Source organism: Shewanella intestini, assembly GCF_018221465.1.
GTDB lineage: Bacteria > Pseudomonadota > Gammaproteobacteria > Enterobacterales > Shewanellaceae > Shewanella > Shewanella intestini.
This window is the reverse complement of sequence record NZ_JAAIKR010000016.1, coordinates 70007-84456: the sequence shown is the minus strand read 5'-3', so window position 1 is coordinate 84456 and position 14450 is coordinate 70007. Positions and strand designations below refer to the sequence as shown.

Genomic DNA, 14450 nt, shown 5'->3' with positions numbered 1-14450 from the left:
GCATGGTTGTTGGTCATCAAAATAGTCTATCGGCAGCAGATGCCAGTCACTAAAGACTGGCTGTAAATCTTATCGAAAGGTAAATGTCACGGGTATAATCGCTGTCGTCCATGTAGCAATATACATAAAAGTACCAGTGAATAACGGGTTTAAAACGTATTAGCTGTAATGGCTCATTTGATAAATAAAAGGCTGAAGAAACATTCTGTTTCTTCAGCCTTTTTTGATGTTAATCACTTTGAAACATTGGTTAACGAAAATCAGATTAGCAGGCGCAGGAATCTGTATTATAATATCTCTTCAATTGGGTATTACGTATAAAAACTAGCATAATCATGTATTTGATGGTTTGTTTGCTTTTTTTGTTAAATGTTAATTACCTTGTGAAATAAAATACTCGCCTCAACAGGTAGAGTGTAATAACAACAATATCGCGATGTAAGCGACTGACTTGGATGGAATAATGAAAAAATGGCTATTAACCGCAGCCCTCGTTGCCAGTTTTGGTGCTAGTGCTGACGAAGGAATGTGGCAACCTTACCAATTACCCGATATGGCGGATGAATTAAAAGCAAAAGGGTTAGAAATTGATGCCACTTCAATTTCTAAACTGACTGAATTCCCAATGAATGCCGTAATTAGCCTCGGTGGTTGTACGGCGTCATTTGTGTCACCTAAAGGACTTGTGGTAACTAACCATCACTGTGCTTACGGCGCAATTCAATACAACTCAACTCCTGAAAATAACTTATTAAAAGATGGCTTTTTAGCTAAGTCATACAAAGATGAGTTACCTGCTACGCCAGGTTCACGTATTTACGTGACACAAGCCGTTACCGATGTGACTGACAAGGTAAAAGCTGGGCAAATGAATAAGAGCGGCAATGACTTCTATAAAGGCATTGAGCAACAAGAAAAATCATTAGTGGCTCAGTGTGAAGCAGAAGATGGCTACCGTTGTAAGGTATACAGCTTTCATGGCGGTTTAGAGTATTACCTTGTTAAGCAAATGGAAATTCGTGATGTTCGCTTAGCATATAACCCAGCAGGTAGCGTGGGTAAATATGGCGGCGATATCGATAACTGGATGTGGCCTCGCCATACAGGTGATTTTTCATTTTATCGCGCCTATGTTGGTAAAAACGGTAAGCCAGCTGATTACAGTGAAGATAATGTGCCATATGAGCCAAAAAGCTTCTTAAAGGTGTCAGCTAAAGGTGTGAGTGATGGCGATTTTGTGATGGTTGCAGGATACCCTGGCCGTACCAATCGTTACCGCACTGCTAACGAAGTACAAAACCAGTTTGAGTGGGCTTATCCAGAAGGAAAAGTGCTACGTGAACGCATTATTGAAATCATTAAAGATACCGCATCAGCAGGTAGCGATGAGCGTATTAAGTACGAAAGCGCCCTTGCGGGTTTAGCTAACTATGCTAAAAACTTCACTTCAATGATTGAATTCTATGGTAAATCGACCATGCTTGACGATCGTAAAGCGCTAGAAACAAAATTGGCCAAATGGATTAACGCAGATAGCCAACGCCAAGCGCAATATGGTCATACTTTAGCGGCACTAGATAAGTTGATTGTTAAAGATCAACAAGGTCAAGAGCGTGACGTATTAATGTCTTACATGGGTTACTCAACCATGAAAAGCACCGCCGAGCGTTTATATCGTTTAGCGCACGAAAAAACTTGCCAGACATGCAACGTGAACCCGGTTATCAAGACCGTGACATGGCGCGCTTTACCTCAAGCATGGAACGAATTGACCGTCGTTACGCGCCAAGCGTAGACAAGGCTATTTTAGCGGAGTTAATTGGTCGATATGCTGCATTGCCTCAGTCAGAACATTTGGCTGCATTTGATAAAGCGTTTGGTATTGGTAAGCAGTTTGATCAAGCTAAGTTAATGAAAAAGCTTGATAAAATGTACAGTAAAACCAAGCTGTCAGACCAAGCAACACGTTTAGCGTGGATGGATAAATCCGTTGAGGATTTTAAAAAATCTAATGACCCATTTATTCAATATGCGGTGAGCACGTTTGATGAAACCATGAAGCGTGAAAAAGCCGCTAAGCAGCTTGCTGGCGACTTAATGAAAGTCCGTCCACAATTTATGGATGCCATCATTGCCTATAACCGTGAGCTAGGAAAGCCTGTGTATGCTGATGCAAACTCAAGTTTACGAGTGACAGTTGGCAACGTGAAAGGCTATTCACCACAAGACGGATTAGTGGCGGTGCCATTTACACGTTTAGAAGGTATTGTGGCTAAAGATACAGGCAAAGCGCCTTTTGATGCACCAGCGAAACAACTTGAGTTGATCAATAAAAAGCAATACGGCGACTTCTATGTTAAATCGATAGATTCTGTGCCAGTCAACTTCTTATCAACCCTTGATACCACCGGTGGTAATTCAGGTTCACCGACCTTAAATGGTCGTGCTGAATTAGTTGGTTTGTTATTTGATGGTGTGTACGAAAGTATCATTGGTGATTGGGGTTACGATCCTAAATCAAACCGTTCAATTCAAGTTGATAGCCGCTATATGCTTTGGGTAATGAAGTATTTAGACCATGCTGACAACTTACTTGAAGAAATGGACATTGTTCACTAATCCAATGCTAACGTCATCAAGTTGCTAAGCCTTTGTCATTTTAAGGCTTAGCTAAGGCTTGTAATGCGCTTAATTCTGCGGCCGATAATGGCCGCATTTTATTTTCGGTCACATCAGCAAATTCTTCCCCCCCAATTGCGACCCTATGTAGGTCAATGACCCGATAGCCGAGTGCTTTTGCCATTCGTCTTATTTGCCGATTCATTCCTTGGGTTAAACATATCTCAAAACGGTCTGTTGTGCTGCCTTGCAAATTAGAGGTTAACGCGCTGACTTTACAAGCTTGAGTGGTGACGTTTTTATAACTGACCCCCGTGGCCATTTGAGTGATGAAATTTGGATTAAAACTACGCTCAAGCTGCACATGGTAGGTTTTAGGGTAATGAAACTTTGGGTGCATTAGCTGCTGATTAAATTGACCGTCATTGGTGAGTAATAACAGCCCTCGCGAGTCTTTATCAAGCCGACCTACCGGAAATAATCGCACCTCAGAGGGTAGCTGGTGAACCAAGCTGTGAGGGTCATCCACTAGTAAATTGCAATTTACCCCAACCGGTTTATGGTAAATCCAATATTGCTTATTGGCAGGCGCGGGGACGCGGTTACCGTTAACAACTAGCTCGACAGGGCAGGTATCATCGACTAGATCAATATGATTGGCTGGGCGGCCTTCTATCATCACTTTGCCTGCAGTTATCAGCCGTGCACATTGTTTACGTGAGGCTATGCCGCATAAAGCGAGGTAGTGAGCAAGTCGGAAATGAGCCATAAAATATGCTTGAGTAGATATAAATTGGCCGCAATTATAAATTAGCCCAGTGCGATTGCATAATCACAGATTGTTGCTGCTTAATGTGGGTGCGCATCCTTAGACTTAAAGTAATGCACCATAAAATATTAATATGGGTAAGTACCCACATCGATAGTGAAACGGTACAAAAGCTGTTGTCCATGTGATCGCATGGCGGAAAATCAAGTAACTTCCAGTCTAATTGCAGCATCAAACTAACGGTGCTGACAATACCAATCGCCGATAACGACACCACCGTTTTTGACATGGTGCTGTTGTGTTTAAAAAAATCCGGCACGCATAACACATGCAGCACAAACGAGCTTAACAAATATAAGGTAGATATTTTTCGGTGCCAATCAATGAAGTTTATCGGGAAGATACCCATTAATAAAATGCTTAAACCCACCGTAGCACCGGCGATAGCAATATAGCGACTAAGCATATCTGGAAAGGTAAAAAAGATGGCAATCATTGCCAGAATTAAACAACACCCTGCAGACAATAACGATAAATTAAACACGATGGCGAAAGAGGAAGTCAGATAATTGCCGAAGGTGTCGGGGCGAGTATTGAGGGTGCTAACACTGAAGCCGTTGCTTTCAATAAATAACGTCGTGCCAAATCCAATACAGCATATTGCAGCTGTCAGCAATGACATAAAAATGATCACTAAGTGGAGATCGTAATTGTGCAGCGTTCTAGACAATGGCAAACAACGTGAATAAGTGTTAACAAAATATTAACCTTATCAGTGTGAAAGTAAAGACTTAAGTGTGCGGCGATGACTGACAGTGGATCAGTGGGTGTTTGCAACCTCTCACGATACTTTTTATCAATAAAAAAGCCCCCAATAAAATTGGAGGCTGATGACTATTAACAGGTTAATTGCAGATTATTGAACTTCACGTTTGCGCAAAATCACAATCGCAATGGCGACGACAGTGAGGATCATGCAGTACCAAACATGTGAAATAGCCGCAATTGGACTAATTGCAAAGGTTGAAGCCACTAATAATGCTTGAGCACCGTGAGGAATTAGTCCTTGTACGATACAAGCAAAGATATCCAAAATACTGGCAGCGCGTTTAGGTTGTACTTGGTTGGTGGTTGCTAGTTCTTTAGCAATGTCACCTGTTACTACAATCGAAACGGTGTTATTCGCCACACAAGCGTTGGTTGCGGCAACAATGGTCGCCATGCCAAGCTCTGCTGCACGCCCTGAGGCTTGTCCATTTTTATTTGAAGAGCGGTTAATTAATGCTTCAATTTTATTGCTAACAAAGGCCAAACCACCTTGTTGTTGCATTAGCGCTGCAAGGCCGCCAACGAGCATTGATAAAATGAAGATTTCTTGCATGTTAGTGAAACCTGCGTAAATGTCTTTACCAAATTGAACCAGATGATAATCAGCACTGAAGATGCCTGTTAACCCAGCAAGTACAATACCGAGTGTTAACACCACGAACACGTTTAGTCCGGCAACGGCCAAGATTAAAATCGTTAAGTAAGGTAATACATTCACTATGTTATAAGCTTGGGGAGCAATGTCGGCTTGGCCTTGACCTGCTAATGCAAAAGCAATGAAGGTTAGAATTGCTGCTGGAATAGCAAAGATAAGGTTTTCACGGAATTTATCTTTCATTTCACAACCTTGGGTACGCGTTGCCGCAATGGTTGTGTCTGAAATAATGGATAAGTTATCGCCAAATAATGCACCTGACATCACCGCACCAGCCATTAAGGCGTAATCGATATGTGCTTGGTCAGCCACGCCAAGGGCAACAGGCGCTACCGCAGCAATCGTACCCATGGATGTTCCCATTGCGGTGGCAATGAAAGCGGCAATAATAAAGAATCCAGGTAATAACAAGTCAGAAGGGATAAACGACAATCCCATCGCCACCGTCGCATCAACACCGCCAGTGGCTTTAGCTACGGCGGCAAATGCGCCAGCTAACAAATAGATTAAACACATGGCAATAATATTGCTGTGTCCGATACCGGCCATAAAAGTGTCTATCGCATTATTAAGCGTTTGTTTTGATAGTAATAATGCCAAAATGATTGCCGGTAAAATAGCAACAACACTCGGTAATTGATAGAAAGCAAAATCAACCCCTTGGGATTGAAAGTAAAGTCCAGCACCAATAAACAGTGCTAAGAATACAAATAAGGGTAATAGCGCAATAAATGACGCTGGGCGAGTCGTTGGTGCGACTGAAGGTTGGGTGTTATTTGTCAAAATGGCTCTCTCTTTCTTGTCATCTACAGCGTGACTGTGTTCGTTTAATTTACAACAGAGTTAATCAAACATTATCTAAGTGATGGTTTATCACTGCATGTGTCATTTAATATTAACGAGAACTAATACTGTTACACATCTTATCAAGTTGAGCCAATATTATGGGTTGATTGTTATTATGTCAATCTAGACGTCTAGACTTCCTTTTTTATGCACTTGGATTTACAGTGTTGTCACAAGGTTGGTTGTTAAAATTAACATTGTAAGGTGGTAATCAATAACAACAGCGTTGTATAAGCAAAACAAGACATGGAAAGTCGATAAACTACCGATGAAATTTTGCAGCGATTAGCGAGTGTCGGTCATGCAAATAAAAATGCTCGCTAAAGCGAGCATTTTTATTTTTTAAAGAGAATGATGTAATCGATTATTCGTCGTCAGCATCACCTAATGACAACAAGGTTGCATTACCGCCAATGGCAGTAATGTTATTCGTGCGGGTTTTTTCGGTCACAAAGCGGGTTAGGTACATTGGACCACCTGCTTTCGCACCTGTTCCTGATAAACCTTGTCCACCAAAGGGCTGCACGCCAACAACGGCGCCAATTTGATTACGGTTAATATAGGCATTCCCCACATTTACACGGTTAACTAAGTTAATAGCATGACCTTCATTGCGACTATGTACACCTAAGGTTAACCCAAAGCCCGTGCTATTAATTTCATCAATGACATGATTTAACTGTGATGCTTTATAGCGAATAACATGCAAAATGGGTCCGAAGTGTTCTTGAGACAACACCTTGATTGAATCGATTGCAACCGCTGTTGGAGCAACAAAGTGGCCGTTTAATGCCGCTTGTGGTAATTCAACCTTGTTGATTAACTTGCCAACCTGGCAAATATGATCAATGTGAGCGTTGAGGTTTGCTTGCGCACTAGCATCAATCACTGGGCCAACATCTGTTTTTACTTGTGATGGGTCACCGATAGATAATTGCTCCATTGCCCCTTTCATTAATTCGATTACCCGATCGGCAATATCTTCTTGAACATACAGCACTCGCAAAGCAGAGCAGCGTTGGCCTGCACTGGTAAATGATGAGTCGACAATATCATTAACGACTTGCTCTGGCTGCGCAGTTGAATCGACTATCATGGCATTTTGACCACCGGTTTCAGCAATTAATGGGATAATTGCACCTTCACGATTAGCTAACGTACGATTAATCAACTTGGCGGTCCCAGTTGAACCTGTAAAACAAACACCTGCAATACGCTCATCTTTAGTAATCGCGGCGCCAACCGTTGCGCCACTGCCGGGCAAAAACTGTAAAACGTCAGTGGGGATCCCAGCTTCATGAGCTAATTGCACCGCGCGGTAACCCACTAAACAGGTTTGTTCAGCAGGCTTAGCAATAACGGTATTACCAGCTGCTAACGCTGCGGTAACTTGGCCTAGGAAAATGGCTAATGGGAAGTTCCATGGGCTGATACAGACAAACATACCTCTGCCTTGTACAAACAACTCATTTAACTCACCTGTTGGCCCCGGAAGCAACTCCGGTTTATCCATCATTTTGGTGGCTTGAACAGCGTAATAGCGACAAAAATCGACTGCCTCGCGTACTTCGTCAATGCCATCTTGAATGCTTTTTCCCGCTTCTCGAGTACATAACGCAATCAATTCTTCACGGTGGCTTTCTAACAAGTCGGCCAGCTTATATAAAGACGCAGCCCGCACTGTGACTGGAGTATTACACCAGCGCGGAAATGCTTGTTGGGCCGATGACATTGCCAGCTCAATGGCTTTGTCGTCAGCAAAAGCAATGTTACCCACGGTTAATCGTGTATCAAATGGACTGTGCACTGTGTGTTGCTCACCCGTTAAGGTGTTGCCATTGACTAATGGTCCTGCTTGCCATTGCGTGGTAGAAAACTGCTTGATAGCGGTTAAAAATGGCGCAGATTGAGAAATAATATTTAAATTCATTCCCTTTGAATTTTTACGTTCACTACCAAAAATATCGTCAGGTTTAACAATACGGCGGTTAGCAAAAGTGTGATATTTGCGTAGCGTGACTAACGGATGGACCACTAAGCCTTCAATTGGGGTTGTAGGGTCAACGAGTTTATGTACAAACGAGGTGTTAGCACCGTTTTCAAGTAAACGACGAACCAAATAAGGAAGTAAGTCTTTGTGCGCACCAATGGGAGCATAAATACGGACATTTTTAGCCCCCGCGCTGGCAAGTATGGTGTCATATAGCTCTTCTCCCATACCGTGAAGGCGCTGAAATTCATAATGACGGTTGTTGTCCATCGCGCAAATACTGGCAACAGTTTGTGCGTTATGAGTGGCAAATTGTGGGTATATTTGGCCGAGGGTGGCATCTGATAACAAATAGCGCGCACAGGCAAGGTAAGATACATCCGTGCCCGCTTTGCGGGTATAAAGCGGATATCCTGCTTCACCAGATTGTTGTGCCCACTTAAGCTCGCTGTCCCAATAAGCTCCTTTGACTAAACGTAGCGGGATTTCATCCCCTTGGTTTTTAGATAAACGGTTAAGCCAGCAAAGTGTCGGCAGCGCACGTTTTGAATAGGCTTGTACCACAATGCCCAATAACCCCCAGCCTTTTGCCGCTTCAGACTGATACAGTTTTTTAAATAATTGCAGCGACAGCTCTAATCGGTCCATTTCTTCAGCATCGATAGAAATGCCAATATTGAGCTCACGAGCTTGGACGATAAGCTTAATGACCGTGTCGTATAACTCTGTTAACACACGATCTTCATTTGCCACTTCATAACGTGGGTGCAACGCCGACAGTTTGATTGAAATCGTGGGTCTTGGGGCTAAGGTTTCGTCGTAGTTTTGTGCCCCTAAATCAACAATAGCATGGCTGTATTCGTTGTAGTATTTAGTGGCATCTTGTGCCGTTAAGGCAGCTTCGCCAAGCATATCATAACTGTGGGTGTAACCATTTTTACGCTTGTCTAGGCTATTTTTTAAGGCTTCTTTTACACTGCGCCCTAACACAAACTGTTTGCCCATGATTTTCATGGCAGACAACATGGCTTGGCGAATTACAGGTTCGCCGATGCGATTGACTAAACGGTTCAATAAATTGCTTGGAGTACCATCGATTTTTCGATCTAATTTAATGATTTTACCCGTTAACATCAGTCCCCATGTTGAGGCATTAACAAGTACTGAACCACTACGATTTAAGTGTTCATCCCATTTTGCACCCGATAATTTATCTTCTATTAATGAATCTGCGGTTTCTGAATCGGGAATGCGCAATAGCGCTTCCGCCAAACACATTAAGATAATCCCTTCTTGTGTTTCAAGACTGTATTGTTGCAAAAATGCATCGATGCCGACCATTAAGCCTTTTTTCTCATAATTACGTACGTTATGTACTAATTCATGGGCGCGTTCGGTTACTTGATGAATATCGTCATCACTTGAGGGAATAAGTTGCACCAATTCAGATAAATATTGTTCTTCATCGACAATATAATTATCTGTAATGGCTTGAAACAGGGTATCGAGAGAGGTGTTGTCATAATGACCACCTAATACTTTGCTCGCTTTAAACATAATATGCTTCCATCTCGTCAATTAAGGGGAGCGATGACACTGTATTTTTTCAATTTTTTATATTGAGTATTTTATTTTGTATACAATGTACGATCTTGTTGCGCCGAGTATACGTCGAAAATGTGACGTAGGACAACTTTAATTTTTCTTTACTGTGTTAAATAACGCAAAATGCATTGATGCCTTAGCGATAGCTCAATGAGATGCCATTGACGCAATATGAATTAATACTTGTTTTTCAGTGTTATATGATGATTTTTGCTTCAGTTAAGCATAGGTGGCGTGCCAGAGTAACGGCTAATTTACAATGTAAAAAAGTCTGTCACTTTCGCAGTTAGAATGTATTAAGCCGTTGAGTTAAGTGTATTTTAGCCACAAAAAAACCAGCGTTAAGCTGGTTTCTTTATTGGTATTATTTTGCAAGTTGTTGTGCCATTAGGTCATCACGTCATTTAGTGATTATCGAGAGATAACTAAGGCGACTCGCGTTAGCCACTCGCGAGAGGGTTACCAGCGATCTTTACGACGACGTTGTGGACGCGGTAAATACACTAAAATGATACCAATTAATGCACCAAGGCCACCAATCATGCCGCCTTGTTGCCACATGTGATAACGCTGGTTATCAATTGCAGCTTTTACTTGTACTTGTGCAGTATCACGTTCTTGTTCCACTTTGGCTAAGTTAGCTTTTAGCTCTCTTACTGCGGCATTGGCATTACGCAGCTGCTCAGACATGGTGGTATTGCTTGAGCTGTATTCACTTAATTGATTTTTTGCTGCTTTTAGCTCAGCTTCAATTTTAGGTAAACGTTCACGAAAGCTCACTTTATTGGTAATACTAGCGGTTTCAACCCAGCCTTTACGACCTTTGGGGTCAACCACATGAGTATAGTCACCATCAACTTCACCTAGCTTTGTGACGGCTTGCCCTGCTTCAATACTGCCTAGAATACGGTATTGATTGCCTGGGCCACCATGAATGAAGATGTATATATCGTCAGATACATAATTAACTGAACCTTGAGCAAAGCTGCTCGCTGAAAAAATGAGAAAACTTAAAATCGAAAGCACTCTTAACACTGTCTTAGTCCAAACCCTGAAAACCTGCTGCCATGCTATTTATTTCAAGGCATGAATGCAAGAAGGAAGTCATATGACTTCCTTCTTAATTTGGTATTTTTTAAGTTAAACAGTATGAATTAACTAAAAATGCCTTTAATCATATAGAAGAATATGATTGAAAGTGCTGCACCTGCAGGTAATGTAACCACCCAAGAGACCACGATGTTACGTACTACACCGATATTAATTGCGGCAATACCACGGGCCATTCCGACACCTAATACTGCACCGACTAGGGTTTGAGTGGTAGAAATGGGCAAACCTGTGCCTGATGCAATGACCACAGTTGATGCGGCTGCAAGTTCAGCAGCAAAACCACGACTTGGGGTTAAGTGAGTAATGTTTTTACCGATGGTTTGCATTACGCGTTTACCAAAAATGGCTAAACCAAGCACAATACCAATAGCACCAAGTGGTAACACCCACCAAGCTAATACCGCTTTAGAACCGATTTGACCGCCACTTTCAACAACCGATACTACAGCTGCTAGTGGGCCAATGGCGTTAGCAACGTCATTTGAACCATGAGCAAATGCCATACAACATGCTGTGACGACCATTAAGATTGCAAACACTTTCTCAACGTTACCGTACTGAGTTTGACGGTCAACTTCTTCGCTCATTTTAAGGCGAGCAATGGCCACTTTACCCACCATACCAACAATGACAGCAACTAATAACGCTAAGCCATATGCCTCAACGGTAGAGAAGTGTAATCCAACGTGCTTTAGGCCTTTAGTGATAGTCACAAGTGACATGACAAAGCCCGCTAAACCCATATAAAACGGCACATAGCGTTTAGCATTGCTAAGTGGATCGTTAGTATTGAAAATCAGCTTTTGTACACTTTGGAAAATAGTAAAGGCAATAAAACCAGAAATAGCTGGGGTGACGACCCAAGAGCCGACAATACCGCCTACTTTGCCCCATTCTACTGAGTCAGCACTTACGCCAACGGCAGCAAAACCAACAATAGCACCGATAATTGAATGGGTCGTTGATACTGGCCAGCCTAATGCTGAAGCAACAACTAACCAAATACCGGCGGCTAATAGTGAGCCGATCATTCCGTAAACTAACAGTTCAGGTGTCTCGATAAAGAAGTTGGCATCAATAATGCCTTTACGGATGGTACTGGTAACTTCACCCCCGGCTAAAAATGCACCACAGAATTCAAAAATCATAGCAATAATAATTGCTTGCTTGATTGTAATGGCATTTGAGCCAACGGAGGTGCCCATTGCATTTGCAACGTCATTTGCACCAATACCCCAAGCCATTAAAAAACCAAATGCGGCCGCAATTGCAATTAGCATTGTGCCGTTGGTGACTAATACATCAACCATGTCGTTATCCTTGATAACCTATTTAAATTAGTTACGAGCTAACATTAGCTCAAGGCGAGAACCTACACGCTCTGCTAAATCTGCTAAGCCGCCAACCCATTCGATAATTTTGTACATAAACATCACATCGATAGGGTTTAACTCACTTTCAACAGCAAATAATTGACGACGTACTTGAATTTGTAAGTCATCTGAATCTTCTTCGATTGCGTCTAATTTTGTGATCATGTTGGCAATCAACTCTAGTTCACGTCCACGGAAACCCGTTTCGAGTAAATCATCAAGCTCGTTGATTGCTCGTTTTGCAAGAGTGACCGCATCTAAACAACGTTTGAGGTATGCTGCAAACGCGTCTTGAACGGGTTCAGGGAAGACGAGTTGACGGCCGATAATACGACCTGATATGTCTTTTGCTTTATTGGCGATTTTGTCTTGTTGAGTTAATAACTCTAATAAGTCAGTTCGTTCAACTGGCATGAAAAGACCACCTGGTAGCGTTAAGCGAATTTCACGCTTAAGGGTATCAGCTTCATTTTCACGCAAGCTAATTTGCTTACGAATTTTGATAGCTTCATCCCAGTTACCTGCGATAGTTGCTTCGAAAAAAGGGACAAGAAGTGATGCACACTCATCTACTTTATCGATATGCTGTTCTAATGGCTTAAGAGGTGATTTTGCAAACACACCTAAAATAGAGTTTACTGGCATTGCCGTTTACCTATTTAATTAATTCCGGTTTGGAAAAAAGCGGTCGCATGTTAACTCAAGCGACCACATAATGAAACTGCGTTAAGTTTTTTCGACATTCGCAGCTTATATTCAATTTTCGCGCTCAGTATATATGAATCGAGCGAGGCAATCCTAAGGGATTTTTATTACAACAATGTGACAATATGAACTTATTGTGACGAATTAATGAAGGTTTGATTACAAATTGAGCGAGATAATGATGGACACTGAGATAGAATTAAAGTTGTTTGTTCCAGCGCAATTAACTGATTTATTAAAAGAAACACTGAACAACATCCCAGGGGCAACAACCCAAGGTAGCCATCTTTTAGTCAATAAATATTTCGACACAGAGACACTTGTATTACGCCAATTAAAAATGGGATTACGTGTTCGAAAACGTGATGCTTATCGCGAGCAAACCATTAAAACTGCGGGAAAAGTAGTCGGCGGTATTCACTCAAGGCCAGAGTACAATGTTGAAATTAATGTTAACGAACCAGAGCTTAGCTTGTTTCCTGCTCACATTTGGCCAGAAACCGTCAATATAAATTCAATCAATTCGCAGCTTAAGTGTATTTTTGAAACAAATTTCACACGCCATACTTGGCATATTTACATTCAAGACAGCTTAATCGAAATAGCCTTTGATGAAGGCAATGTTATTGCTGGGCAATTAACAGACCCCATTTGTGAATTAGAATTGGAATTATTGGCAGGTGACGCCAATGCGTTACTACAACTTGCTACCGATATCGCTAAAAGTGTGCCGCTACGTTTAGGAAAAGCCAGTAAAGCACAGCGGGGGTATTTTCTCGCAGGTAAGAGCCAAGCGGCGACATTTGCCAAGATTGGCTATATTGCGTTACCTACTGATAAAAGCTTAGATAAAACCCTAACGACCTTGCTTGAAACGGGGCTTGAACGTTGGCAGCTTATCGAAAGCATTTTGATTGATACCAGCGACATTCATCAACAAGGTTTATTGTGGTCTCAGCTGCGTGCATGTGTACGTTTGTTAAGAATGACATTGAGTCAATTTGGCCTTTTAAACCAGCAGGTTGATGAGCTATTTGATTTGCTTGAGTCAGACTTTAGCTTTATTCCAGCCTTGCAAGCGCATTGCCTTATTGTGGCTGATGATGGCAGTTTATTGGCTAAATCAGCTCAAAAATCGGGGGTGCTAACGAGTGTGGAGCAACATATTGAGCAGCAGCAATACCAAGCAAAACTTGCACAAATATGGCAGCAAGCGCATTACGGGCAGTTGCAATTGGCATTGGTTGAATTACTGCTTAACAGCCAGCAAGGGCGACATCAATTAGTTAATTATCCAGAACTTGGATTATTTGCTAATTTGCTACAACAAGACTCATGGAAACGCATTGTCGATTTAATGCCGCAACAAGCGGACATGAGTATTGTTGATTACCGTCAAGTTGAGCAAGCACTCGATGAAAGTATTCTGGTTGGTTTTGCTTATGGTGAGCTGTACTTATCTACTGAGCGCGAAACTTTTCGCGCACCTTGGCAAGATTTAGCATTAGGGATCACCACCTTGCATGCGTATCAATGCTTAAGGCAGTTAAGTCATGAGCAACAATTAGACCTTGAATCATGGCTAAGCAATAAAGAGTCGAGTTTATTATTAGCCATGGAGCACTCACGTAAAAGTGCGCTTAACGTAAAACCATATTGGAAATAAGTTAACGCTTGGACTGTAGATGCATTAGCAATGCTTTGCTTCTATAAGGCATTTTTAACGTTTCATGGTCAGTGATTTGATCGCACTCATGTGCAACTACTCCCGGCTTTTCTAAGCGAGTGAATCGTTATCTTTTAAATCGATAATTTTTAAAATGCACCTTTTTGAGGTGCATTTTTTATTTTACCCTCCAAATTCATTTCAAAATTTATCCTCATCAACGCAAGTTTGATTGACATTTTTTATCCATTTTATTAATGCCTTAAGATGATTTAAATGAC

General features: G+C 41.8%; 8 protein-coding genes and 1 pseudogene. 2 read left to right on the top strand and 7 right to left on the bottom strand.

Annotated elements, in window-relative coordinates; translation table 11 throughout:
• The first annotated feature begins 463 nt into the window (after nt 1–463).
• Nucleotides 464–2619 (top strand): annotated as a pseudogene (locus tag G3R48_RS14565) (S46 family peptidase).
• A 40-nt stretch (nt 2620–2659) separates the two neighbouring features.
• On the opposite strand, the gene G3R48_RS14560 reads toward G3R48_RS14565, so the two are convergent.
• From G3R48_RS14560 to G3R48_RS14530, 7 genes are all read right to left on the bottom strand, one after another.
• Complete coding sequence (locus G3R48_RS14560; protein WP_153665796.1) at nt 2660–3388, bottom strand: pseudouridine synthase; 729 nt, start codon at nt 3386–3388, stop codon at nt 2660–2662.
• Nucleotides 3389–3422: 34 nt separating this feature from the next.
• Nucleotides 3423–4070: a hypothetical protein gene (locus G3R48_RS14555; RefSeq protein WP_153665798.1), complete on the bottom strand. Its 648-nt coding sequence runs from the start codon at nt 4068–4070 to the stop codon at nt 3423–3425.
• Nucleotides 4071–4304: 234 nt separating this feature from the next.
• A complete protein-coding gene (locus tag G3R48_RS14550) occupies nt 4305–5654 on the bottom strand; it encodes a Na+/H+ antiporter NhaC family protein (RefSeq protein WP_153665800.1) in 1350 nt (449 codons plus the stop codon).
• Between the two features lie 427 nt (nt 5655–6081).
• Nucleotides 6082–9264 carry a bifunctional proline dehydrogenase/L-glutamate gamma-semialdehyde dehydrogenase PutA gene (gene putA / locus G3R48_RS14545; RefSeq protein ID WP_153665802.1) on the bottom strand — a complete coding sequence of 1061 codons (3183 nt, stop codon included), beginning with the start codon at nt 9262–9264 and terminating at the stop codon, nt 6082–6084.
• Between the two features lie 507 nt (nt 9265–9771).
• Nucleotides 9772–10347: a TIGR04211 family SH3 domain-containing protein gene (locus G3R48_RS14540; protein WP_212593378.1), complete on the bottom strand. Its 576-nt coding sequence runs from the start codon at nt 10345–10347 to the stop codon at nt 9772–9774.
• A 119-nt stretch (nt 10348–10466) separates the two neighbouring features.
• Nucleotides 10467–11735, bottom strand: a complete 1269-nt coding sequence (locus tag G3R48_RS14535) for an inorganic phosphate transporter (protein ID WP_153665804.1) — start codon at nt 11733–11735, stop codon at nt 10467–10469.
• Between the two features lie 27 nt (nt 11736–11762).
• Nucleotides 11763–12443, bottom strand: a complete 681-nt coding sequence (locus tag G3R48_RS14530) for a TIGR00153 family protein (protein WP_153665806.1) — start codon at nt 12441–12443, stop codon at nt 11763–11765.
• A 238-nt stretch (nt 12444–12681) separates the two neighbouring features.
• On the opposite strand from G3R48_RS14530, the gene G3R48_RS14525 reads away from it, so the two are divergent.
• Complete coding sequence (locus G3R48_RS14525; protein ID WP_153665809.1) at nt 12682–14169, top strand: CYTH domain-containing protein; 1488 nt, start codon at nt 12682–12684, stop codon at nt 14167–14169.
• The last annotated feature ends 281 nt before the right edge of the window (nt 14170–14450 follow it).